19 protein-coding genes are annotated in these 24,148 nt (G+C 48.9%); 1 reads left to right on the top strand and 18 read right to left on the bottom strand.

Annotated features, from left to right (window positions below; genetic code table 11):
- Nucleotides 1-117: 117 nt before the first annotated feature.
- The 13 genes from HI950_RS04155 to HI950_RS04095 all read right to left on the bottom strand — a co-directional run bounded on the left by HI950_RS04155 (nt 118) and on the right by HI950_RS04095 (nt 17,363).
- Nucleotides 118-1,560: a bifunctional 2-methylcitrate dehydratase/aconitate hydratase gene (locus HI950_RS04155; protein ID WP_169081454.1), complete on the bottom strand. Its 1,443-nt coding sequence runs from the start codon at nt 1,558-1,560 to the stop codon at nt 118-120.
- Nucleotides 1,561-1,586: 26 nt separating this feature from the next.
- Nucleotides 1,587-2,708: a bifunctional 2-methylcitrate synthase/citrate synthase gene (prpC, locus tag HI950_RS04150; protein WP_169081455.1), complete on the bottom strand. Its 1,122-nt coding sequence runs from the start codon at nt 2,706-2,708 to the stop codon at nt 1,587-1,589.
- The gene (gene prpB / locus HI950_RS04145; RefSeq protein WP_169081456.1) at nt 2,698-3,597 is read right to left on the bottom strand and encodes a methylisocitrate lyase; all 900 of its coding nucleotides are present in this window, start codon (nt 3,595-3,597) and stop codon (nt 2,698-2,700) included. Before prpB ends, prpC begins: the two co-directional genes overlap by 11 nt.
- Nucleotides 3,598-3,627: 30 nt before the next feature.
- The gene (locus HI950_RS04140) at nt 3,628-4,773 is read right to left on the bottom strand and encodes an acyl-CoA dehydrogenase family protein (protein WP_169081457.1); all 1,146 of its coding nucleotides are present in this window, start codon (nt 4,771-4,773) and stop codon (nt 3,628-3,630) included.
- Nucleotides 4,774-4,810: 37 nt separating this feature from the next.
- Complete coding sequence (locus tag HI950_RS04135) at nt 4,811-5,662, bottom strand: 3-hydroxybutyryl-CoA dehydrogenase (protein WP_169081458.1); 852 nt, start codon at nt 5,660-5,662, stop codon at nt 4,811-4,813.
- Nucleotides 5,663-5,678: 16 nt separating this feature from the next.
- Entirely contained in the window at nt 5,679-6,851 is a 1,173-nt protein-coding gene (locus tag HI950_RS04130; RefSeq protein ID WP_169081459.1) for an acetyl-CoA C-acetyltransferase, read from the bottom strand.
- A 16-nt stretch (nt 6,852-6,867) separates the two neighbouring features.
- Nucleotides 6,868-8,007: an acyl-CoA dehydrogenase family protein gene (locus tag HI950_RS04125; protein WP_169081460.1), complete on the bottom strand. Its 1,140-nt coding sequence runs from the start codon at nt 8,005-8,007 to the stop codon at nt 6,868-6,870.
- 203 nt (nt 8,008-8,210) lie between these two features.
- Nucleotides 8,211-9,164, bottom strand: a complete 954-nt coding sequence (locus tag HI950_RS04120; protein WP_169081461.1) for a TIGR03943 family putative permease subunit — start codon at nt 9,162-9,164, stop codon at nt 8,211-8,213.
- Entirely contained in the window at nt 9,161-10,072 is a 912-nt protein-coding gene (locus HI950_RS04115; RefSeq protein WP_169081462.1) for a permease, read from the bottom strand. Before HI950_RS04115 ends, HI950_RS04120 begins: the two co-directional genes overlap by 4 nt.
- A 36-nt stretch (nt 10,073-10,108) precedes the next feature.
- Nucleotides 10,109-11,680, bottom strand: coding sequence for an ABC-F family ATP-binding cassette domain-containing protein (locus tag HI950_RS04110; RefSeq protein WP_169081463.1), 1,572 nt, complete (start codon nt 11,678-11,680; stop codon nt 10,109-10,111).
- Nucleotides 11,681-11,798: 118 nt separating this feature from the next.
- Nucleotides 11,799-13,934 carry an assimilatory nitrate reductase catalytic subunit NasC gene (nasC, locus tag HI950_RS04105; RefSeq protein WP_187768022.1) on the bottom strand — a complete coding sequence of 712 codons (2,136 nt, stop codon included), beginning with the start codon at nt 13,932-13,934 and terminating at the stop codon, nt 11,799-11,801.
- Nucleotides 13,922-16,069, bottom strand: a complete 2,148-nt coding sequence (gene nirB / locus HI950_RS04100) for a nitrite reductase large subunit NirB (RefSeq protein WP_169081464.1) — start codon at nt 16,067-16,069, stop codon at nt 13,922-13,924. Before nirB ends, nasC begins: the two co-directional genes overlap by 13 nt.
- A gap of 28 nt (nt 16,070-16,097) precedes the next feature.
- Complete coding sequence (locus tag HI950_RS04095; protein ID WP_169081465.1) at nt 16,098-17,363, bottom strand: molybdopterin molybdotransferase MoeA; 1,266 nt, start codon at nt 17,361-17,363, stop codon at nt 16,098-16,100.
- Nucleotides 17,364-17,749: 386 nt separating this feature from the next.
- Here HI950_RS04095 and HI950_RS04090 point away from each other — a divergent pair, with 386 nt between their 5' ends.
- Nucleotides 17,750-18,991, top strand: a complete 1,242-nt coding sequence (locus HI950_RS04090; protein WP_169081466.1) for a nitrate/nitrite transporter — start codon at nt 17,750-17,752, stop codon at nt 18,989-18,991.
- A gap of 52 nt (nt 18,992-19,043) precedes the next feature.
- On the opposite strand, the gene nfsA is transcribed toward HI950_RS04090, so the two are convergent.
- The 5 genes from nfsA to HI950_RS04065 are packed head-to-tail and all read right to left on the bottom strand — an operon-like array spanning nt 19,044 to nt 24,047.
- Nucleotides 19,044-19,802 (bottom strand): oxygen-insensitive NADPH nitroreductase, encoded by a 759-nt coding sequence (gene nfsA, locus HI950_RS04085; protein ID WP_169081467.1) that lies wholly within the window; start codon nt 19,800-19,802, stop codon nt 19,044-19,046.
- A 45-nt stretch (nt 19,803-19,847) separates the two neighbouring features.
- Nucleotides 19,848-20,051 carry a CLC_0170 family protein gene (locus HI950_RS04080; protein ID WP_169081468.1) on the bottom strand — a complete coding sequence of 68 codons (204 nt, stop codon included), beginning with the start codon at nt 20,049-20,051 and terminating at the stop codon, nt 19,848-19,850.
- A gap of 35 nt (nt 20,052-20,086) precedes the next feature.
- Nucleotides 20,087-21,328 carry a Ger(x)C family spore germination protein gene (locus tag HI950_RS04075; protein ID WP_169081469.1) on the bottom strand — a complete coding sequence of 414 codons (1,242 nt, stop codon included), beginning with the start codon at nt 21,326-21,328 and terminating at the stop codon, nt 20,087-20,089.
- The gene (locus tag HI950_RS04070) at nt 21,294-22,412 is read right to left on the bottom strand and encodes a GerAB/ArcD/ProY family transporter (RefSeq protein WP_169081470.1); all 1,119 of its coding nucleotides are present in this window, start codon (nt 22,410-22,412) and stop codon (nt 21,294-21,296) included. Before HI950_RS04070 ends, HI950_RS04075 begins: the two co-directional genes overlap by 35 nt.
- 6 nt (nt 22,413-22,418) lie before the next feature.
- A complete protein-coding gene (locus tag HI950_RS04065; RefSeq protein WP_169081471.1) occupies nt 22,419-24,047 on the bottom strand; it encodes a spore germination protein in 1,629 nt (542 codons plus the stop codon).
- Nucleotides 24,048-24,148: the final 101 nt, after the last annotated feature.

Below are 24,148 nucleotides of genomic sequence, written 5' to 3'. Positions count from 1 at the left end.
TATTCTTATTCGGCTTACCTATAGAATATAACGAATTCGGCGTGCAATAAGTTACAGAAAAGCTACAAAAATATTTTTGTATAAAAAGAAAAGCCTGCGCTCTACGCAGGCATTCGTTTATACGACAAAGAGGTCCACAAACTGGTTTACGGGCGTCGACTCTAGCGTCAGTTGATCCCGGCACCGCTCAATAATTTGCTGCACTTGCTTTGCGGGTAAACGGGTTCTCAGATTGGCTTCGTATTTACGCTGCAGAAGCGGGATGGCTTCAAGGCGCCTTCTCCTATGGCCAATCGGATATTCGATCTCTTTCTTCTCCGAGGATGTGCCATCCGTGAAAAATAACTGAATCGCATTTGCGATCGAGCGTTTACCTGGGTCCAGGTAATCCTGCGAATAGGATGCTTGCTCGGCGGTAATCATTTTCCGGCGGAGCTCATCAATCCGCGGGTCTTGCGCAGCCTCTTCTTCATAGTGATCGGCTGTCAAATTGCCGAATAGCAGTCCGATGGCAACCATGTACTGCAGACAATGATCGCGATCAGCCGGATTATGGAGAGGTCCCGTCTTATCAATAATGCGCAGGGCTGACTCATGCGTCGTAAGTACGATTTTGTCAATTTCATGCAGTCTATCCTTCACTAACGGGTGAAGCGAAATGGCGCATTCAACTGCCGTTTGTCCATGGAATTCCGCGGGAAAAGCAATTTTGAACAGCACATTTTCCATGACATACGAATCAAAGCTGCGGTTTAAGGAAAAGGTCTTCCCTTTATACAGCACATCATAAAACCCCCATCCCGGCGCTGTCAGCGCGGAAGGATACCCCATTTCACCTTGTACGGCCATGAGCGCAAGCCTGACAGATCGACTTGTTGCATCGCCGGCTGCCCATGATTTTCGCGTCCCGGTATTTGGTGAATGCCGGTAAGTGCGAAGCGGATGTCCGTCGATCCAAGCATGAGATACGGCTGCTACAATCTCTTCCCGCGTTCCTCCGAGCATCGCTGTAACCACTGCAGTCGAGGCGACCTTAACGAGAATAACATGATCGAGCCCAACGCGATTAAAGCTATTTTCAAGGGCAAGAATGCCTTGGATTTCATGTGCTTTAATCATCGCAGTCAGTACGTCGCGCATCGTTAAAGGTGGTTTTCCCTCGGCAATATTCGTTCTGCTTATATAATCTGCAACAGCAAGAATACCGCCCAAATTATCGGATGGATGGCCCCATTCCGCTGCGAGCCATGTGTCGTTGTAGTCGAGCCAGCGAATCATGCAGCCGATGTTGAAAGCGGCAGTAATCGGATCTAGCTGGAAGGCGGTGCCGGGCACACGAGCCCCATTCGGCACGATGGTGCCCTTGACGACGGGTCCCAGAAGCTTCGTGCATTCCGGATAACGCAGCGCGAGCAGACCGCAGCCGAGTGTGTCCATGAGGCAATATCTAGCCGTCTCGTATGCCTCTTCGCTGTCGATTAAATAATCTGCCGCATATGTTGCGATATCGACAAGCGCTTGGTCGGGCTCGGGCCTGATGTTGCTGATTGGCGTGGACATGAGGGCAACTCCTCCTCCCCTTTTCGTTAGGATCGATTTGCAATAGGAGCCCACGATGCCTCGTTCGGGCCGTTGTAATCGGCACTTGGCCGAATGAGACGGTTGTTGGCCCGCTGCTCAATGATATGTGCGGACCAGCCGCTCAAGCGGGAGATAACAAAGATTGGCGTGAACAAGGAGGTTGGGATGCCCATTAACCGATATGCCGATGCGCTGTAGAAATCCAAATTCGGAAAGAGCTTTTTCTCCTGCCGCATAATCTGCTCAATCCGCTCCGATATGTGATAAAGCGACATGTCGCCTCCAGCCTCAGACAGCTTCCTCGACCATGCTTTGATCAAATCCGATCTCGGATCTGAGACCGAATATACACGATGGCCAAAGCCCATAATTAATTTTTTGTCCTTCAGCAGCTGCATAACGCCGCTTTCGGCGTCGCTTGGGCTTGTAAATCGTTCAATTAATTCCATAGCCGCCTCGTTAGCGCCGCCATGAAGATTGCCGCGCAGCGTGCCGATACCGGTCGTAACTGCCGAGTATAGATCGGACAAGGTGGAAGTCGTCACGCGTGCTGCGAATGTGGAAGCGTTAAACTCATGCTCCGCGTACAGGATGAGTGAGACGTCCATCGCCTTCTCGTGAAGCTCGCTTGGCCTATCCCCGTGCAGCAGCTGGAGAAAATGCCCGGCAATGCTGCCGTTATCCGTTGCCGTGTCGATCCTGCTGCCATTTCTATGATAATGATGCCAGTACAGCAGCACGGAAGCGCAGCTTGCGATTAATCGATCGGCGATTTCATATTGATGATGCTGTGCGGTCTCAGGCTCAAAGGCCGCAAGTGCGGAAACGCCTGTACGCAGCACATCCATCGGATGCGTGCTCCCAGGGAGCTGTTCCAAAATCGTGAGCAAGCCTGTCGGCAGACTTCGCATATGCTGCAGCTTTTGTTTATACTGCTGCAATTCCTGATGATCGGGGAGCTTCCCGTAAATGAGCAGATAAGCGGTTTCCTCAAAGGTGCCATAGCTGGCAAGATCCTCGATCGAATAGCCGCGATAGGTAAGCCCCTTGCCTTCCTTGCCAACGGTTGAAATCGCGGTAACCCCGGCAATGACTTCCGCAAGCCCACCCGGTTTTTTAGTTGCCATCGCTCGACTCCTCCTTCCGGCTTCCGTATAGCTGATCCAGCTTGTTCTCATAGCTGAAATAATCAAGAAAATCATAGAGTTCCGCACGTGTTTGCATATGGCTTATCACATTCTTTTGCGTCCCTTCGCGCCGAATCGTCTCATAGATGAGCAGAGCGGCTGCGTTCATTGCGCGAAAGGCTGATAACGGATAAAGAGCCAAGCCAACGCCCGCCTTCTCAAGCTCCTCAATCGTGAACAGCGGCGTCTGGCCAAACTCGGTTATGTTGGCAAGGACGGGAACCTTTACAGCGTCAGCGAACGCCTGGTAATCCTCAAGCCGGGTGACCGCCTCAGGGAATATCATGTCCGCCCCTGCTTCGACACAGGCACATGCTCTTTCGATTGCGGATTCCAATCCCTCAACCGCAAGGGCATCCGTGCGAGCCATAATGACAAACTGTGCATCCATTCTTGCATCTGCTGCCGCTTTGATACGATCCGTCATCTCCCCTTTGCTGACGATGGATTTATTGGGGCGGTGCCCGCAGCGTTTGGCCATGATTTGATCCTCGATATGAACGCCGGCTGCTCCGGCGCGATTCATTTCCTTGATGGTGCGTGCAATTTGGAAGGCGCCGCCAAAGCCGGTATCCACATCTGCGAGCAGCGGCAGCTCCGTTGCGCTCGTGATCCTTCTTACCTCCTCCAAACAATCGTGCAGCGTCGTGATGCCTAGGTCAGGTAACCCAAAGGACGCATTTGCGACGCCTGCGCCAGATAAATATAAAGCACGAAAACCGGCACGTTCCGCCAGAATGGCTGAATAGGCATGAATAGTGCCTGCGACTTGCAGGGGCTTTTCGACGATAAGCGCCTCGCGTAGACGCTGCCCCGGGGATACACCCATTCTGCCACCGCCTTTTATTAAGAAATCGAACTACTTAAGCAATTGGTTGCTGATTACGATTCTGTGAATCTCATTGGTGCCCTCGTAAATTTGAGTAACCTTGGCATCCCGAAATAGCCTTTCTGCGGACAGCTCCTTCGTGCAGCCCGCAGCTCCCAGCATATGCACTGCCGCGCCCGTAACGGCGACAGCCGTATCGGATGCGAACATTTTCGCGATAGATGCTTCCTTCGTACAAGGAAGCCCTTGCTGGCGCAAATAAGCTGCATGATAGACGAGAAGCCGTGCCGCTTCTACCTGAGCGGCCAAATCAGCTAGTTTAGCATGCAGATGAAGCGGCGGCTTGCCGTGCCGCATTGCTGTTCCTTCGACGTAAGGATGGAATCGATTCTTCAGCACCTCAAGCGCTGCTTGTGCAATGCCTAGCGCTTGTGCCCCAATCCCGATTCTACCGCCGTCAAGCGTACCTTTCGCAATGGCAAAACCTTTACCTTCCTCGCCTAGCCGCTGCGTTATCGGCACCTTCATCTGATCAAAAATCAATTCACAGGTGTTTGAGCCATGCAGCCCCATTTTCTTTTCTTTTCTGCCAATCGTAAGTCCATGCGAATCTCGCTCTATTATAAATGCGGTAATGCCGCGAGAGCCCTTAGACGAATCAGTCACCGCAAAGGTGACATAGGTGTCCGCTGCTCCGGCATTCGTAATAAATACTTTCGTCCCGTTCAAAATATAATGATCTCCGACCCGGACGGCTGATGTTCGTATGGAGGAAGCATCCGATCCGGCGTGAGGCTCGGTTAAAGCGAAAGCGCCTAAGCTCTCGCCAGAAGCGAGCCTGCTCACATATTTTTCCATTTGCTCCTGCGTACCGTATTGCAAAATCGGGAAAGTGCCAACGGATGTATGAACGGATAAAATGACGCCTATCGTTGCGCTCACCTTGGAAATTTCGTTAATCGCAGCGATATACGAAATAAAGTCGGCACCAGCGCCGCCCCATAACTTCGGAATGGGAATGCCCATTAATCCGCGCTGAGCCATCTTAGCTAGCAATAAGCTCGGAAATTCATCGTTTTGTTCCATAATCGGCACAACCTTGGCAATCTCTGTCTCCGCAAAATGCCGGACCGCTCTCTGCAGCTCTTCTTGTTTCTGCGTAAACCGGAGCTCCACTGCCCTGCACCCCTTTCCGAAAAACCGAACCCCGCCTTCAATCGTAAATGTAAAAACCGCGTCCCGTCTTGCGTCCCAGCCAGCCGGCTTGCACATATTTCCGGAGCAGCGGACAAGGTCTATATTTGGAGTCGCCAAAGCCAGCATGCAGCGTTTCCATAATGGCTAAGCAAGTATCTAATCCAATGAAGTCAGCCAGCGCAAGCGGCCCCATCGGATGATTCATGCCAAGCTTCATCACTTGGTCCACAGCTTCCGGCTCTGCTACTCCCTCATAAACGGTGTAAATTGCTTCATTAATCATCGGCATCAATATGCGGTTAGAGACGAAGCCTGGATAATCATTTACCGCTACCGGTGATTTACCTATGGCGATTGCAAGCTCTTTGATCCTATTGAAGGTTTCATCCGATGTCGCTAGCCCCCGAATAATCTCAACGAGCGGCATAACGGGAACAGGGTTCATGAAATGCATGCCAATGACAAGCTGCGGCCGATTCGTAGAGGCTGCCATATCGGTAATGGATAAGGAAGAGGTATTGGTCGCCAAAATCGTATTAGCGGTGCAAATCTGATCCAGCTGCTTAAATAAGGCTTTCTTCAAGTCCATTCGCTCTGGCGCAGCTTCAATGACAAGCTCAGTATGAGCAGCCCTATCCATTACTGTTGAAACTGTAAGATTGCCGAGCGTCAGCACTCGCTCTTCCTCGGTTATTTTCCCCTTAGAGACAAGTCGAGACAATGAAGCTTCGATCGAGGATAAGCCGCGATTAATGGCAGAATCGTCGATATCGTAAAGCATAACCGGATAGCCGCTTTGAGCAAACGTCTGTGCAATCCCGCTCCCCATTTGCCCGGCGCCTATTACCGTAATTGTTCGAAAAGCCATCCCTACCACCTCAGTTTCATCCATCCACCTGAATCAATACCGCATCGCCTTGCGCTCCTCCGCTGCAAATCGCGGCAATTCCAAGGCCGCCGCCACGCCGCTGCAATTCATGCATTAATGTAAGCACGATTCTTGCGCCGCTAGCGCCAATCGGATGGCCTAGCGCAATCGCGCCTCCATTTACGTTGATCTTCTCCGCGTCCCAGCCGAGTATTTTGCCGCATGTTGGAATGACGGAAGCAAAGGCTTCGTTTACCTCAAATAAATCGATGTCCTCAAGTGAAAGTCCCGTTTTCCGCAAAAGCTTCTCGATGGCGAGGGCGGGTGCGGTAGCAAGATAAGGCGCTTCCGTCCCGATCGCGCTATGAGCGATGATCTTGGCAACCGGTTTGTATCCGCCACGCAGCGCCTCTTCATTAGACATCAACACCAAAGCCGCAGCCCCGTCATTTATGCCGGGAGCATTTCCTGCGGTGATCGAACCGCTGGAGCCGTGCAGAGGCTTAAGCTGCGCCAGTTTCACGCCATTCGTATCGGAGCGCGGACTCTCATCGCTACTTAGAATAACGCTAGAAGGAGTCAAATACGGAGTGATTTCCTCTTCGAACAGATGACTGATCATTGCGGAACTCGCCCGATTATGGCTTCTTAACGCCCACTCGTCCTGTTCGGTTCGGCTTATGCCAAACTCTGCTGCGATAGCATTGGCATGAACAGCCATTTGCACATCGTTGAATGGACAAAGCAGACCGTCGTTAATTAAGAGATCCGTCAACTGCGAATGGCCAAGCCGGCTTCCCCATCTTGCTGTCTGAATAGCGAACGGCGCTTGGCTCATGCTCTCCATTCCGCCCGCGACAATCGTATCGGCCTCTTCGGCACGTATCATTTGATCCGCCAAGGTGATAGCCCGCAGCCCGGAGGCACATACTTTATTGATCGTTTCCGAGGGAACGCTCCAACCGATACCTGCTAGTCTTGCTGCTTGCCGAGCTGGATTTTGCCCGCAGCCCGCTTGGAGAACCATGCCCATGATGACAGCATCCACTTCATCAGCAGCTATCCCGCAATGCTCCATGGCCCCCTTAATCGAAGCCGCTCCAAGCTCCACAGCCTTCACGTCCTTGAACATGCCGCCGAATTTGCCAAATGCCGTTCTTTTCCCGCCGACAATGATCGTTTGACGCATGGTGGAAATCGCCTCCCTATTCCTTCAGCATGCGGTAAGACAAATCCGTCTCCATACCGCCAGTGCCCACATTGGTTTCCAAGCATTTGGCATCTCTTAAAAACCGTTCCATCCGGTATTCCTGCATATAACCGTAGCCGCCAAAGATCTGAACGGCCTCAATGGCTGCATGAACTGCCGTTTCAGCCGCGAATTTGCGGGCTATCGCCGCTTCTCTGCTGCAGCTTAATTGCTCATCCCTGCGCCATGCCGCCTGATAGGCGAGCAGGCGAGCGGCTTCGATCTTGGCTGACATATCCGCCAGCTTAAAGGAAATGCCCTGCTGCTTGCCAATCAGCAGTCCGAATTGCTTGCGCTCCTTCGCATATGCTGCCGCTGACTCTAGCGCCCCCTGCGCGATGCCCACGGCTTGCGCAGCCGCGCTGATATGGCCGATATCGATCAGCGACGAAGCGATTTCTTGCCCTTGTCCGGCCTTTCCTATTCTATGATTAGCCGAAATGACACATTCTTCGAAATGGATTTCCGCGGTCATGAAGGAACGCAAGCCAAGCTTGCGCACTTTATTTCCGATCTTAAATCCTGGCGTACCCGTTTCGACTATAAACGCGCTGCATGCAGATTTCCTTGTCCCTGAGGCTGAGTGAACGAATAGCACGCATTGATCTGCGGCCTCCGCCTGAATGGCAAAGGAATGTGCCCCGTTTAGCTCCCAGCCTTCTCTACTTTTGCTAGCGAAGATGGTGTTTTCCGTTGCTGCTTTGCTCTTATTGGTTATTGGCAGCGCGCAAGCTCCCAATCTAGCGCCGCTCGCCAGCTCCCTTAGAAATCGTTGTTTGGCAACGTCGTTGCCAAATGTATAAATGGGCCAAGCCGCATATACGGTATGCGCAGCTAATGCAGCTGACGTGGATGCGCATACACGCGATAGCTCTTCAAGCACTACGGCATAGGTCAACCAATCACTCCCAGCACCGCCATAAGCCTCGCCGATTGGAATGGCAGTTAGGCCGAGCTCTCCCATCCGTCCAAAGAGTGATCGATCAAAAAGCTCCTGAGCATCACGTTCCTCCGCACCCTTCGCAACCTCGCTTTCTGCAAATTCCCGGATGACCGACCTTGTCAGCTCCAGCTCCTCGGATATGCAAAATTGCATCTCCCTCCCTCCCCTTCTCACGGCAGGCAAAGTGTGGTGGACAAAGTTCGACGGTATCCGCACATATCGTAGTATATGAATGCCGCCTCCTCAAAAATGACTTCCCTGGTCAGTTTCTAAAGAGCATGGCGGCAATTAAATCCCATTAATAGGAAAACAAAAGAAGCCAACCTTCGCAGGCTGGCTTCTTGCAGACTTCTTAATTAAGTTGAACGGTAAACATAAGGGTCCTTTGGCGGCTCGATAGACTTCCAATCAGCCACCTTCAATACGGGAATCGTTTGTTTAAACGGCTGATATAGCTCCCATGATAGCTTGCCAGATACATGTACCCAGTCATCATCGTTAATTTGCGTATTTTTAGGGAATTCAACGAGCATGCCAAATACGCCTGAATCCGCGACGCAATGTATAAAGCCGAATCGGAACACAAAGTAATGATTGCCATCCACCTGCTGCCCTTTATAAGCGAAGCCGTCAAACCCGATTGTTTTGCCCATAAAAGCTTCCGGGGTGTTGTAAATGACCTCCATGCCTTTTAAATAATCTTCATCCGTCAATATAACGGAAGGCCGATCCATAAATTGTGCCAGCTCTTTATTTTTTACGTTAACATAATCATCCTTGCGATAAAATACGCTTGAATCCGGCTTTAAAAACTGATGAGCACCGGGGTTGTTTTCCATATTTTCCTCAAAGCTCGGAAAGGAGAAGCCCTTTGCCTTCACAAAGCTTGAATCAAGCGCAGCAGCAGGCAGGAAAAGCCCTGTCAGGATCGGCACAAATAAGATGAGATAGCCGAAAAACCGCTTTAGCTTCGTATCGTTGCCATGCGAGTGACCGTGATCGTGCTGATCATGATAATCGTGAATGGCGTGATGAGCGTGATTATGCGTGTGTGCGTGCCCGTGTCCATCATGCTCCGATTGCTCATCATGATAGCATTTCCCATCAAGCGCAGCCGCCTGCTTCTTCTCCTCGGCAATCTGCTGACGGGAGACGCGCACAAATTCAAAGATGCTCAACAGTCCCATAATAACGACGGCGCTAATCGAAAGGTAGGCATATTTCATGTTGATATATTTATCAATATCTCCCGTATAGTGCAGCATGAAAAACATGAAAGAAAATCCGAATAATATGAAAAAACGAATCATCCGAATAACCTCCCTACGATTAACGATCCAGCTAGCGTAAAAATGGCCACGAGTGCAATCAAAGCGACGACAAACTTGCCGCGGTATGTTCCGAGAAGCATCAGTGTGTTTTTGATATCGATCATTGGTCCAAAAACTAAAAATGCTGACAACGAGCCGACCGTAAATGTGCTTCTAAAGGAAGCAGCTATGAAAGCATCCGCTTCTGAGCATAACGAAATGATGAAAGCAAGAGCAATCATGACCAGTGAGGAGGTTACGGGATTGCTGCCAAGATGCAGCAAATAGGACGTCGGAACGAATGTCTGCATGCACGCAGCGATAAAAGCGCCAAGCACTAAATATTTGCCGACGGAGAAAAACTCCTCGATCGCATGCACGACAACCTCATAGAGTCTCTTGCCTAGCGGAATGCGAGCTGCAAGCGGCATTTTCGTACCCGGCTCGATTGCCGCAGCAGCCTGCCCGTCTTGGACGCGGAAAGGAAGCTGCTTGAACATAAACGAAAGAATAATCGAAACGGAAAAAGCAACCGCGATCGACAGCCCTGCCCGAATGCCGACCATCTGCCAATCATTGCCGAAAGCGATATAGGTGGAGAACAGCACGATTGGATTAATAATTGGACCGGTCAGCATAAAAGCAATACCCGCGTGCAGAGGCATCCCTTTGTTTATTAATCTTTTTGTAATCGGTACGATTCCGCATTCGCAGGAAGGAAAAAAAATGCCGATCCCGCAGCCGAAAATCGTTGCGAGATACCGATTACGCGGCATAATCTTTGTTATCCATTGCTCCTTCACGAAGGTATGAATAAATCCTGAAATAAGGACGCCGACTAAAACGAATGGAATGGCTTCCATCACCATGCTGATAAAGATCGTATTTAATTGATAAAAGGTCGTCAAGAAACCTCATCTCCATTGCTTATACTTCAACTGTGTCTATACATTTTGTTGTGTAATTTCTCCGCCTTGCTCAAAGGTAAGCAGCTTGGTCGCTATTTTGTCGATGAAGAACCGGTCATGGCTGACCGTAACGACTGCCCCGGGAAAATGGATCAAAGCCTGCTCCATAACCTGAATGCTAGTCAAATCAAGATGGTTAGTAGGCTCATCCAGCACGATAATCTCCGCACCCGAGAGCAGGCATTTGGCTAAGGCAACCCGTGCCTGTTGGCCGCCTGACAGGCTGCCGATCACCTTGTGAAGATCAGCCTCTGAGAACTGGAGCATCGATAGAAATTTATTCACTTTTTTCCGAGGTGCATCTAGGCCAAGCCCATATACGTTAACGGCATGGCTTACCGTATCCTTATGATCGAGCTCGTCCCACATTCGATTGAAAAAAGCGAAATTTACGCCTTTGCTAAAGCGTACCATACCTGAATCCGCCGACTCTTGGCCAGTTAGCACCTTAATGAGTGTGGATTTTCCGCTTCCGTTCGAACCGATTATGGCGATGCGGTCCTCCTTCTGAATGTCGAAGCTGACATTTTGGAAAATGCCGCGCTCCCCGTAGCTCTTGCTAATGGCTTCCACTTGGCAAAGCTGGTCAGGAAAGCGCAAGTTTTCATAAATATCGGTTATGAGAACATTTACCGGATGAGGCTCCACTCGCTTCTTCATGTCAGCCAGCTTGCGTGACAGCCGATCTTTGGAGGATTTCCGCTGCGACTTATTCTCGATCTCCTCCGCTTCCATAAGGAGCAGCTCTTCTTCCCATTCAAACTGCCGGTCCAGCTCTTTCTTGCGCAGCTTTTTTTTGCGAATATAATCGGTATAATTGCCTTCATATTCTTGAAAACGATAGTTTTCAATCTCAATGGTACGGGTAACCACCCGGTCAATAAACTGCCGATCATGGGAAATAAGCACCATCGTGCCGCTAAAGCGATGCAGCCATTGCTCAAGCCAGGTTAAGCCTTCTATGTCCAAAAAATTCGTCGGCTCATCAAGCAAGACGACATCCGGCAGCTCAATCAGCATTTTGGCAAGCGCAGCACGGTTTCGCCAGCCTCCAGACAGCTGGTCTACTGGCTGCCTGCGGGAGTGCTCATCGAACCCAAGCTTCGTCAGCACCGTATCGATCTCGACAGCCGCGTTCCAGCCGTCATGATGCTCCATCTGCTCGAATAGTTCCGCTTGGCGATCCAGCAAACGGTTCATTTCACCGTCATCGGCTGCTGAGCCAAGCTTCTCGCCGATTTCAGCAAGCTCTCTTTCAATGCTCCAGACATGCTCATAACACATCTCTACCTCTTGCTGGACCGATCGACTGCCGCTCAGCTCTGAGAATTGAGAGAAATAGCTGACCTTGACCTGCGGATCTACCTCAACTCTTCCCGCTGTAGGTTCTTCCCTGCCGAGAATGAGCTTAAACACAGTCGATTTTCCTGCGCCGTTCCGTCCAATGAGACCGATCCGTTCCCCTTTGCTTATACGAAAATAAATATCGCGAAAAATAAGAGTATCCTCATATTTTTTCGTTACGTTTTCGAGTCGAATCACGCTCATGCCTATCACCTCTGTATATGGTTGTAAACCACGCGCGGCCTTCATGTCAAGCTTGACGCAAGAAAGGACCGCTCGGCTTCTAAATGGAAGCTCGAAACGATCCTTGCTTGTTCAGCTCTTATTTCCGCAAACGGAGTGGGCTAATCGCGACTGTCGAGGTTTTGAAGCCTGGCATTTTGCAATTCGGATCAAGCTCGGGACTGGTTGCTTTATTAACGTTTTGTACGCCTCCCCAGTGCATGGGTACGAATAGCGTGTCTTCTCTTATTTTATCGGTAAATCGGCTTCGTACGTTAAAGGTGCCCCTGAGTGAGGTAACCTCCACCCATTCGCCATCCTCAATGCGGTGCTTCTGAGCTGTTTTCGGATGAATTTCGATATAGTTTTCGATATTTCGAGCAGCTAATGAAGGACTTCTGCGTGTTTGTACGCCTGTCAAATAATGCGACAGCACCCTTCCGTTCGTCATCGTAAGCGGAAATTCATCGCTTGGCGTTTCCTGCGGGAGCCGGCTGGCAACAGGCATAAAAATCGCTTTTCCGTCTGAATGGGCAAAGGCTTCCTCGAACATCATGCCTTCGTTGCCTTCCTCCTCGGTTGAAGGGCATGGCCAATAGGCGCCTCCCTCACGCCGCAAGCGATCATAGGTTATGCCGTAATAATCCGCTAATCCGCCACGGCTTGCTAGCCTTAGCTCCTCAAAAATATGCTCGGCTGATTGAAAAGCGAAATATTGCTGCTTGCCCATCCTTTCGGCAATTTGGCACAAAATCGCCCAATCATGCCTTGCCTCTCCTGGTGCAGCGATCGCAGATTCCCGCAAAAGCACGCGGCCCTCCAGATTAGTCAACGTGCCGTCATTTTCCAAATACGCTGTGACCGGCAGCACGACATCCGCGAGTCTAGCCGTCTCAGACAAGAACATGTCCGCAACGACTAAGAAATCTAGCCCCTGCAATCCTTCCTCGACCAAATTGGCATTAGGATTCGATACGATCGGATTCGAGCCCATCACGAACAAGGAACGGATAACGCGTTGATGCACCAGCTCCATCATTTCATATGCGGAAACCCCTTTGCGAGGCAACTCCTTCGGATCTATTCCCCATACGCCGGCAACATAAGCCCGGTCCTGCTCGTCTTCGATATTTCGGTAGCCGGGCAGCTGATCGCTCTTTTGTCCGTGCTCTCTTCCGCCTTGCCCATTGCCCTGCCCTGTTACAGCGCCGTAGCCGCAGCCAGGCTTGCCGACTTTGCCCGTAGCGAGTACGAGATTCAGAAAGTTCCGCACCGCCACATGGCCGTCTGTTTGCTGCTCCACGCCTCTCGCCGTGAAAATAATGCCGGTGTCCGCTTGGCCATAAGCTATCGCGGCTTTACGAATGGAGGCTTCGTCCAAGCCTGTTAAGCTTGCCACTTCATCAAGCTGTATGGTAGTCAAATGCTCCTTCAATTCAGCAAACCCATTCGTTCGTCTTGCAATGAACGCTTCATCCATCAGCTTCTCGTTCAGCAGTACTTTAAGCATGCCATTGGCTAGTGCTGCATCCGTACCCGGCTTCAGCTGCAAATGGATGTCGGCTATAGCAGCCGTAGCTGTAGCTCTCGGATCAATGACGATGATAGTGGCGCCATTTTCCTTAGCTTTATTGAAATAAGGCATTAAGGTCGGCTGGCATTCGGCAATGTTCGTTCCCGCCAAAATAATGCAGCGAGCAAGCGGAATATCGGATAGTCGACAGGTCAGCCCACGGTCGATGCCAAAGGTTTTGTTGCCTGCAGACGCAGCAGCCGACATGCAGAACCGGCCGTTATAATCGACATGCTTCGTTCCAAGCGCTACTCTTGCGAACTTGCCAAGCAGATAGGCACTCTCGTTCGTCAGCGATCCCCCGCCGTATACGCCAAGGGAATCGGGGCCATGCTCATCGCTTATGGCTTGAAATCTGCTGCCAATCGCGAGCAAAGCCTCCTCCCATGATGCGGGGATAAGCTGGCCATTTTTTCTTACTAAAGGCTGAAGAAGTCGTTCCGAGCTTGCCGCATGCTGGTGGGCATTCATCCCCTTCACGCATAAGCGCCCTTCTGAAGCAGCGTTCGGAATACCTTCAATGATATAAGACGGCCTGCTCGAGCCAAGAACTGGCAGCTCTTTCGTGATTCGCATCTTGCACTGCACGCTGCAAAACGGACACTGCGTATCCGTGACGTAGCTTGTTTCCTTAACGACAGGAGCATTTATCATTTGAGGCATATGCTCTCACCAAGCCCTTCTACACTTTGTTTCACTAAAGCAGCAGCCTGTGCTCTGCCGGTTAGCTCCATTTGGCAGCTGCTATCCAATAGCATTTCTCTAATTTCGATGATTCCTGCTCGCTCAAGCCACTTCCAAAGCGGTTCGTCATATTCGGCATTTTCTCTATAAAGCTGAAGGCAGGATAGAGAAACTGTCAAAGCAAGTGCCTCAGTCTCTGCTATCGCGATCAGCTGGCCTTGCTTAACTGGATGCTCGGCATGCCCGCCGGCATAGATTTCCCAGCCCGCAGGCGCCCCCGTAATCCCGATATCGTGAACGAGCACGCCTGCCGGATGATGCATGCTTGCTGTGATGGCTGCTTTGACTGGTACTGGAAAAGGCAAGCTTTCGCAGCAGCTTTGAAGCTCACTCCCAAGCGACAATGCATCAAATGGTTCAAGGCTGCCATTTATTATGACCGGACTTACCGGGACCGTGACTAGGCTGAAGCCAGAATACGCATCGTTATTGCTGCCTTGATAGCTTGCTTGCGGATGATATAGCGCAGAATAATAGCTCAACGCAGAATTGCAAACCGAGCAGCCGGATTGTTTTTTCCAGCCCAATGCTGTCTTTATTTCTTGAATGGTTGATTGTGAATCAGCTTTAATGGCTTCCTTGAGCAATTCATGACTAACATCCGTGCAGCCGCAAATAGGCGGAATTGCAGCTTTAACGCTTTCCTTGCCAAGACTAAGCGCATATTGCACGATCGCTGCAACCATTGGCCGGCAGCCGCCGCAGGAGCTCGAAGCCTTCGTGTGGTCGCGAACTTGATCGGTTGTTTGCAGCCCCTCTTGGGTGACCGCGCTCATAATGGTACATTTTTGGACAGCGTTACAGGCGCATACCGTCTCTCTTTCAGGCATCATTTCCGCTAAATGATCAAGCCCGCTGCTGCCCCCTGTACTGGAAGGACGGTTAAGCTCCGATACGGCTGCGCCTCTTTTCACCAGTTCAAGCAAGGAGGTGCCTTCCGCCGTATCGCCAAACAGGATAACGCCCCGAACGGTGCCTTCTTTCATCGTCACCTTTTTGTAGGTACCGCGAATGCCGTCATACTCCTGAACAGCAGTCTCTGCTTCCTCTTGACGGATTTCACCTACCGAAAACACCTCGACTCCCGAAACCTTGAGCTGCGCATAAGGAACAGAACCGAGGTAGGGCTCTGATTTCTGGCCGCAAATGCTCTTTGCGAGCACCTTCCCTTGCTCATACAGCGGCGCAACTAAGCCATAAGCGACACCGCGGTGCTCCGCGCATTCTCCAACCGCATATATATTGGGCTTGCTCGTTCTCATATAATCGTCAACAATGATTGCTCTATTCGTTTCGATCCCGCTCTTTTTGGCAAGGTCGACGTTAGGACGGATTCCGACGGAAATGACGATCAAATCAGCCTCTAATGTGGTTCCATTAGTGAAGCGGATGCCTTTGGCGCGATTTAAGCCGAATATGCTATCCGTTTCCTTGCTGAGCCAGAATCGCATCCCTTGCCCTTCCAATTCTTTGCGAAGCATGTCGGCTGACATGCGATCGAGCTGGCGATTCATCAAATAAGGCGCATTGTGAATGACATCCGTCTCCATGCCGAGATTCAGGAGGCCCCTCGCTGCTTCAAGCCCCAGTAAACCGCCGCCGATAACAGCGGCTTTTTTATATTTTTTCGCATAATCCATCATCGTCCTGCAATCGTCTATGTTGCGGAATGAGATGACGCCAGACTTATGAACACCTGCTATCGGCGGAATAAAGGCGGATGAGCCGGTTGCAATAATCAAGTGATCATAATCGGCACGAATGCCGGATACGGTCGTTACATACTGAGAATCCGAATGAATGAGAGCGACGGTCTCACCTGTATACAGCCGAATCCCTCTTTCCTCGTACCATGACCAATCATTGATCACAATACTTTCGATAGAAGAATCGCCCTGAAGCACCTTTGACAACAAAATGCGGTTATAGTTCGGATGAGGCTCATTACCAAAAACAGTGATTTGAAATTTATCTGGCGCAAGCTTTATAATTTCATCGACACATTTGATTCCTGCCATCCCATTGCCTATCACTACTAATTTCTCTCTACTCATCTATGTTCACATCCACTCTTGCAATTTCCTAGCTCGTTAACGATACGAACCGAACCTCCTGCCCCATTGAGGCGCCCGCCCCTCCTGCTGGTATTTGCACGATAGCATTCGCCCTAGCGAATGCTGCCACATTACCGGATTTATCATGGCGCAGCGGCTCTATCATCCACTCCTTATCAGCACGGTAGACAAAAGCTCTCGCGTATCTTGGATAAGGCGAAGGTTTGGCTATGGAATCGATTAATCGCCCCTCCATCCACTCAGATCTGTAATCATTTCTTCCGGCTGCCTTCAATATAGTAGGACGAAGCAGCAGCTCGACACCTGCGAAGCAAGCGGATGGATTGCCGGATAAGCAGATCAGCAGCTTGGAGCCAAAGCGATAGGCTGATGTTGGCGTTCCTGGGCGCATGACTACTTTAGTAAACAAGGGCTCTCCGCCAACGCTCTCTGCGGCCAGCTTCACAAAGTCATAATCGCCAACTGAGACGCCTCCCGTTGTTACTACGAGATCTGATTGCTCCATTGCTGCTTTAATCGAAGCTTCTATCGTTTTCTGGCAATCGGGAATTGGCGCCCTTCGAATGACTTCCGCGCCCAGCTCGCGTAGCCTGGCACTTACCATGAAGCTGTTCGCGTCAAAAATTTTACCGGATAGCAAGCTCTCGCCAGGCAATGCTAATTCGTCCCCCACAGGAATGATTGTAACGACAGGCTTTTTGAATACCTGTACTTCGGTTTGCCCAAAAGAGGCAAGAATAGCGATTTCCTTCGCATGGATAGCCGTTCCACGGTACAGTACCTTCATTCCCTGCGGCACATCCTCACCCTTCTCGGCAATATGCTGGCCAATAGGATAAGCTCGGTCAATTTGTATAGAAGGAATACCTCGCAAATCAAGTCGTTCCCTCACGGCTTCCTGCATGACAATTGCATCATAACCAGCCGGAACGGGCGCTCCTGTAAAAATGCGAACCGCTGTCATCAATTCCGGCTCCATTACGTTATTTCTCACCGGTTGACCCGATCGAATTTCTCCCCTGACCTGCAATAGCACAGGCCGTTCCTTGGTTGCGCCTGACGAAGAAGCGGCATAAATGGCGTATCCATCCATCGCAGCCCTGCGGAAAGGCGGCAAGGCGAACGGCCCCTCAAAGTCATGAGCCAAAATTCTGGATAAACTATCCTCTAACGAAACCGTTTCAATTATTGGCTCCTTCATTTCTCTTGTCATTTTCATTACAGCTATCGAAACGGACGCTGTAAGCGGTTGAACAGGATTCAAGACCGACATGTTATCCCCTCCAGCGAATGATTTGAGTAAAAATGAACATAAAAAGCCCTTTCCCGCATACAGGGAAAAGGCATCATTGCCGCAAGAGTTAGCACGCCACTGTGCTGTACTCATTCTATTATGTATAGATTAGTTCATGTTGATTTACATGTCAATATATATAACGCACACTTTGTAATTTCACGGTAAAAAAATTTTGTGTGATATATATTGACATACACATTACGTGAATCTATAATTCGAGTTGGGATCACAATGTTTGTGAACCATATAATAAGAGGTCGCACAATGATGTGCCGCCATGGCAATGAAGCCGCTTTTCGTTCCTTTACAAGGACGGATTGCGGCTTTTTAGGTTGATTACAATAGAAAAGGGAGAGATTGGGATGGAGAGAAAAGGATTTTGGCAAAGCGGGCACAAGCCCACCTTGTTCAGCGCATTTTTGTATTTTGACATGAGTTTTATGATTTGGGTGTTGATCGGCCCTTTAAGTGTAATTATTGCGGCCGATTATCCAATGGACCCCGTTCAAAAAGCAAATCTTGTTGCACTTCCTATATTAGGAGGTTCGATATTAAGATTAGTGTTAGGTTTCATGACAGACTATATCGGACCGAAACGAACGGCACAATTCGGGATGCTATTTACACTTATTCCATTAATCATGGGCTGGCAATTCGTAGATTCCCTTGATCAACTTTATGTAGTAGCTCTTCTGCTCGGCGTTGCCGGAGCTTCGTTCGCAGCAGCCTTGCCGCTAGCAAGCCAGTGGTATTCCAAGGAACATCAAGGCCTTGCAATGGGGATAGCCGGGGCAGGCAATAGCGGTACCGTCATCTCTACTTTGTTCGCTAACCGCTTGGCACAGCATTATGGAAGTTGGGAACTGGTATTTGGACTTGCGATTATTCCGATCGTTATCGTCTTTATTATTTTTACAATCTTCGCCAAAAATAGTCCAAACCGTCCTGCGCCTAAGAAGCTTTCGCAATATGCGCAAATTTTAAAACAAGGCGATGCATGGGTATTTTGTGCCTTCTATTGCGTAACCTTTGGCGGATTCGTCGGTCTCTCCAATTATTTAACCATCTTCTTTAATACGCAGTATGGCTTATCGCCAGTAAGGGCTGCTGACTTCACAACCTTCTGTGTTATTGCTGGCAGCTTCTTTAGACCCGTCGGCGGATATCTTTCAGACAAGATTGGCGGCGCGCGAATGCTGACCATCCTTTACGGCGGCGCGGGCTTAATGCTTGCAGCAGTAGCTTCCTTGCCAGCACTCCCGGTCGTCATCACCTTGCTCTTCATCGGAATGATGTGTCTTGGCGCAGGCAACGGATCCGTGTTCCAGCTTGTACCGCAGCGCTTTGGCAATGAACTGGGTCTCATGACTGGCATTATCGGAGCTGCCGGGGGCTTAGGCGGCTACGCACTCCCTCTTATTCTCGGAAAGCTTTATCAATCAACTGGCTCATACACGTCCGGTTTCCTCATCCTAAGCTTAGTGACACTGTGCTCGCTCGTTTTATTGACGGTCATGCAAACCAAGTGGAAAAATAAATGGATGGAAAAGGGCGGCAAAGCACGCATCGATGTGATCACAGACACCACTCAAGTTAACGTGTAGCTGCTAGTAATCGAATAGACAAGCCAAATACCCTTAGACGAAGCTGCTGTGCTTAATCTAAGGGTAATTTTTTATCGTTTAAAAATCTTTTTATGTATAGCCTTTTCGGATTTTGAAGCAGCTTCGTCATTGCCTCTGTCCAGCGATCCTTGCGCGCTCCATTCGTTCGCACCGAATAGTAATTAGATATTTCTTGATCGTAGTCACGTAATTGTTCGAACAGCTGTTCTTTATCTTGATTATATCCATCCTCATGATAGACGCTCGCAAGCGGCAATCTTGGTTTCAGGTCAGAACGATTCGCAGGATGACCGACGCTAAGTCCGAAGAGCGGGATCACTCGGTTTGGCGTCTGAAGCAGCTCGGAAACATCGTCCAGCTTATTTCGCAGCCCTCCAATGTAGCAGATGCCAAGACCCATTGATTCAGCGGCTATCGCAGCATTTTGCGCGGCCAGTGCCGTATCGATAACCCCGATCATGAACATTTCGGTGGAATTCAGTGTTTGTTCGATTTGCTCGACAGTAGCGCCTTCCAGCTCAGCGGACAATTCCAAGCGATGCAGGTCTAGGCAAAACACAAAGAAATGCCCGTTTTTGGCAACATACGATTGGTTTCCCGAAAGCTCTGCCAGCTTCTCCTTTTTCGTTGCATCCTTGATGCCGATAATGGTGTATGCTTGGACATAGCTCGATGTGGCTGCCGCTTGCGCGCTTTGGACAATGAGCTGTATTTGTTCATTCGTAAGCGGCTTGTCCGTGTAAGAGCGAATAGAGCGGTGGTCTAACAGCGTTTGAATCGTATCATTCATCGAGCATTCCTCCTTTTTTCATTACATTATGACAGATCATATTTTTTATTGCAGCACCAGCTCAAATAAAATCAAAAGGATCCCGATGATTAGATTAAACCAGCCGATAAATCGGGATACTTTGTGCTCCTTGCTAAGTCCGACTAATTTAAATTGTTTTACATCGATTAGCAGGATGAGCAAACCGCTAATGATCCATAGAAATATAGCATAATTGAGATAACTTATCGTATAGCCTTCGCCAATCATATACTAATCCCCCAACAAGTTCTATTGCCCTCCAGCTACTGGGCTTTCATCCCAATCCGCCGCACTCTCATCGATACTTGAACTTCAAACTTACTGTTCTTATACATGCTGCGCCATCCCTCAGTCGTTTTGATGTGTTGATTCCAATAACGAGGCTTCTTGGCCCTGACTAATTCACCGAAGCCGAATATGTCCGAACCTTTTGCTTGTGTCTTCTTTATAACATTAGAATAAAATTCAACGGACGCCTCCTCCTGTTTTTGTTCAATTAATTTCAAAGTATCCGTGTTATTAATTTGGATTTTCTCGCTCAGCTTTTCCTCTAGATTAAGTTCAACTGCAATTCTTATTTTGAAATGCGGAATATTGTCCTTTATTTGAAAGTCAATTTTTGCTTTACGATGTGTAGCATTAGTCATAACGGTATCTTGACCTCCATCCAGTTGAATGAATACGCGATAGCCAGCTGGATTTACCCCTTTAATTGCCAAGTATCCCGCTATTTCAAGAGGCTTCGTTACGCCTACCATTCGTTCGCCAACGAAATAAGCTAGACCTTTGATTTCGACATTTTGTTCCTTTTTGATCTCAACATAAGGAAGGAAACCTTCTTGTCCTTTCTTCGATAAATTACTCCAAAATATACCGATATAGTCTTTAGGAAACTTCCCCATTCTAATCCCTTCATCAAGCGTTGACATTAAATAAAGCGTAGGTACCCGTTCAAGCTGAGGCGCCGCCTTCATCAACCGATAAGCATTCCCTTTGGAAATCATCAACCATGCCATTCTACGCACTTCAGGATTACGACGGAAATAATCGTTTACATTTTCCAGTCCCCTTTTCGCCATTGCTTCGGAAACAACAATTACGCGGAGATGACCAAAAAAAAGTCTGCTGGATATCTGCTGCTGTAAAATCATGAACGCGTCATCGATGCTTTGGCCGACTACATCAATAACCCATACGGTTTCCTCCGATGAACCTCTCCCGCCTCCGCTTTCGCCAGGTCCGAGCGGAATTCTGCCTGGGAGGGCAATTTGTACGGCTACGCGTACGCTTCCTTTTTTCGGAGATGGAATTGTACCGCTTACATGAGAAACCTCTTCACTTGCATCTTCAACTTCTTCAGGGTCTACTGCGTCAATGGACACACCCAATACGACTGCTCGCTCTTCGATTTCAAGTCGATCCCAACAGCCTGTCAACAACGGAATGAGAATCAAAATGCAGCACAGCCATTTAACCGTTTTGATCCACTTTTTTATCCCCAACACGATTACCTCTCTTCTTGCGAAGGATAGAAATCATTAGCAACAGACCAGGATAGCCGATCGTAATGTACAATCCGAAACGTCCGACATTTTCAATGATTTCATACATTTGAACAATGTTTTGAGGCAGCATCGCCATCACAAATACAATGGGTAACAGAAAATATGAAAATAATTTATGTTCTTTCAAACGAAACAGCTTACTTATTGAATATATCGTAAGGAAATAACTGGAGAACAGTGTCGTAAATACGGCCGTTACCCATACAGCTAGAAACGCAGCATCAAGGCGTTCCAGTATATTGGCTGGCAATGACGTCGCTTTAGCTAATTCTAACGTCGGCCAAAGCAGCTGCTTGATTTCTTCAGCGCCAAACACGCTGACCGCTGCGATAACAATAACAAAATACAATCCCCCTGCAATGAGCATTCCCCACACGCTTGCCTTCATGGCCTTCTCAGGCTTTTTCATTGCCGGTATGACGGCCGTTAATATAAATGACCCTTGGAATAGAGCGGCTATTGTTAGCGTACCTTTTAGCATTCCTTTTTGTTCGTTTCCCCAAATGGGCAACAGATTGATAACTTCGGCATTTTTCATGGATAGTGCGACAATCAACAGTACTGGGACCAAGAGCAAAGGAAAATAAAAAGTATGGATATAAGCAAATGTCGTAATTCCGTTTCGAGTAGAAATAGCAGAAAGCAGCAGCATGACAATTACCGTAACTTCTACAGGCGTTGATCTTAATACGGATGTAACAACTACTTCACCGAATTCGCGAGCGATTAGAGAGGTTAGCACAGAAAAGAAGACGATGATGAGGACACTTCCTATCCAGGCAAGTCCTTTTCCAATAATATTCTCACTGTATTGAATGATTGATTCATCAGGGAATCGCATCCCTAGCCACGTAATTAGCATTAATCCAACAAAGGCAAGCAGTGTACCGAGCATGGTAACCAGCGGAGCTCCGGAATCGGCTGCTTGTACAGCAAATAGGGGCATGGCGAGCACGCCAACCCCGATTATCGTGCTTACTAGTATGGCCGCGGCTTGCATAACGGTAATCTGGCGTGACTCCATGGTTATCTAACCCTCCTGCTGATTCTTATCGTTCTTTGGGTCAAGCACATTCTGTTTTGTTTTTTTCATCTCATCATGCGTATACTTAGCGAGTTTCGTTGAATCTTCTGGCTGCAGAAAAGATGGTCTCTTGTTCATCCACCATAACGGTCCTCTTATAAGGAGATCCTTCATCCCTTGAAAATCTCCTGGAATAAGCGGGCTAAGATACGGAACGCCAAATGACTTTAATGATAATAAATGATTGGCAATAAGAATCAGCCCAATCATTACTCCGTACAGGCCAAAGGTGCCTGCCATAATAATGAGCGGAAACCGCAGCAAGCGCAGAGCAAGCGCTGCATTATACGCCGGCGTTGCAAATGAGCCGATTGTTGTAAGGGCAATGATGACAATCGTAATGGGGCTGGCAAATCCTGCAGCTACTGCCGCTTGCCCGATTACAAGAACACCGACGATCGAAAGCGCGCCACCGACCTGCTGCGGCAGCCGGATCGTCGCCTCCCGCAATATTTCCATCGATATTTCAATTATCAAAACTTCAATAACTGCAGGAAAAGGCACTCCCGCCCTGCCGCCAGCTACAGCAACCGCGAATTCCGTTGGAATGAGCTCGGGATTGAAGGAAATGATCGATACATATATCGATGGGAAGATTAAAGAGAACATTAAAGCGATTAGTCTCGCCATCCGAATTGAGCTCATTAAGACGAATCGTTCCGTGTAGTCCTCTACTGTCTGGTAGAACTGGCTGAACACAGTCGGCACAACTAATGCTAGCGGTGAACCGTCAACAAGGATGGAAACTCTTCCCTCCAATAAATTAGCAACGACCTTATCCGGCCGCTCCGTATATTGAACCTGAGGAAACGGAGAATATTGGTTATCCTCAATAAATTGCTCCAAATAGCCGGAGTCAATCACGCCATCGATATCAATTTTGGAGAGGCGGTTGTTGACTTCCTTCAATAGCTCAGGACTTGTAATGCCATCCATGTAACATATAGCGACCTTTGATTTTGTCCTTCGTCCGATTTCCATCGTCTGTACGCGCAAATCAGGCGATTGCAAACGATATCGGATAAGCGAAATATTGGTGCCGAGCGGCTCAATAAATCCTTCACGCGGCCCTCTGATGACCTGTTCGGTTGCAGGTTGATCGATAGCCCGCTTGTCGATATTTCTTGTTCCAATTAAAAAGGCTTCTTCAAGACCGTCAACGGCAACGACTGTCTCGCCTTTCAAAATGCTCTCAACGAGTACGGTCAGTACACCTTCCGGCTTACTCTCGCTATGATAGAGGGCATCATTCATCAAAACATCCTTTAACGCGGGTAATTCTATCGTTCGTCCCAGCAAATGCGGGGGCGTATACATAAGCGGTTTTACTATATCTGAATTAACCGTATTCTGATTGATCATATTGGAGAAATAAATGATTACTGCCGGAAACTGGCCAAAGACATGGAAGTGCCGGATCGTCAAATCCTCATTCGTCCCCAGTAAACCTTTAATAAACGTAATCGTATCCTCAAGGTGGACGCTTATTCGCTCACCCTTGTGTTTATCCAGCGTTTTGCTTGGTCCTGTCGTAATCGGCTTCGCTTGCAGCTTCTTAATTCCTCTTATTGGCATCTCTTCACCGACCAATCGACATTTATTGATGTTTTGCGACTACTTTCTGGCAATTATCCTCAATCTTAAGCTTTAACATCTGGCAGCTGATTTAATCATTG

It is taken from the genome of Paenibacillus sp. PL91 (assembly GCF_012935325.2).
Lineage (GTDB): Bacteria > Bacillota > Bacilli > Paenibacillales > Paenibacillaceae > Pristimantibacillus.
The sequence above is the reverse complement of the archived record's forward strand: the minus strand, read 5'-3'. Positions and strand labels throughout refer to the sequence as shown.

Bases quoted from the DNA above. Each gene is read 5' to 3' on its own strand.
- HI950_RS04090 (WP_169081466.1), top strand. From the start codon at position 17,750: ATGGAGAGAAAAGGATTTTGGCAAAGCGGGCACAAGCCCACCTTGTTC.
- HI950_RS04120 (WP_169081461.1), bottom strand. From the start codon at position 9,164: ATGATTCGTTTTTTCATATTATTCGGATTTTCTTTCATGTTTTTCATG.
- HI950_RS04155 (WP_169081454.1), bottom strand. From the start codon at position 1,560: ATGTCCACGCCAATCAGCAACATCAGGCCCGAGCCCGACCAAGCGCTT.
- HI950_RS04065 (WP_169081471.1), bottom strand. From the start codon at position 24,047: ATGCCAATAAGAGGAATTAAGAAGCTGCAAGCGAAGCCGATTACGACA.
- HI950_RS04080 (WP_169081468.1), bottom strand. From the start codon at position 20,051: ATGATTGGCGAAGGCTATACGATAAGTTATCTCAATTATGCTATATTT.
- HI950_RS04135 (WP_169081458.1), bottom strand. From the start codon at position 5,662: ATGGCTTTTCGAACAATTACGGTAATAGGCGCCGGGCAAATGGGGAGC.
- HI950_RS04095 (WP_169081465.1), bottom strand. From the start codon at position 17,363: ATGTCGGTCTTGAATCCTGTTCAACCGCTTACAGCGTCCGTTTCGATA.
- HI950_RS04130 (WP_169081459.1), bottom strand. From the start codon at position 6,851: ATGCGTCAAACGATCATTGTCGGCGGGAAAAGAACGGCATTTGGCAAA.
- nfsA (WP_169081467.1), bottom strand. From the start codon at position 19,802: ATGAATGATACGATTCAAACGCTGTTAGACCACCGCTCTATTCGCTCT.
- nirB (WP_169081464.1), bottom strand. From the start codon at position 16,069: ATGAGTAGAGAGAAATTAGTAGTGATAGGCAATGGGATGGCAGGAATC.
- HI950_RS04110 (WP_169081463.1), bottom strand. From the start codon at position 11,680: ATGAGCGTGATTCGACTCGAAAACGTAACGAAAAAATATGAGGATACT.
- HI950_RS04070 (WP_169081470.1), bottom strand. From the start codon at position 22,412: ATGGAGTCACGCCAGATTACCGTTATGCAAGCCGCGGCCATACTAGTA.
- HI950_RS04125 (WP_169081460.1), bottom strand. From the start codon at position 8,007: ATGCAATTTTGCATATCCGAGGAGCTGGAGCTGACAAGGTCGGTCATC.
- nasC (WP_187768022.1), bottom strand. From the start codon at position 13,934: ATGCCTCAAATGATAAATGCTCCTGTCGTTAAGGAAACAAGCTACGTC.
- prpB (WP_169081456.1), bottom strand. From the start codon at position 3,597: ATGGGTGTATCCCCGGGGCAGCGTCTACGCGAGGCGCTTATCGTCGAA.
- prpC (WP_169081455.1), bottom strand. From the start codon at position 2,708: ATGGCAACTAAAAAACCGGGTGGGCTTGCGGAAGTCATTGCCGGGGTT.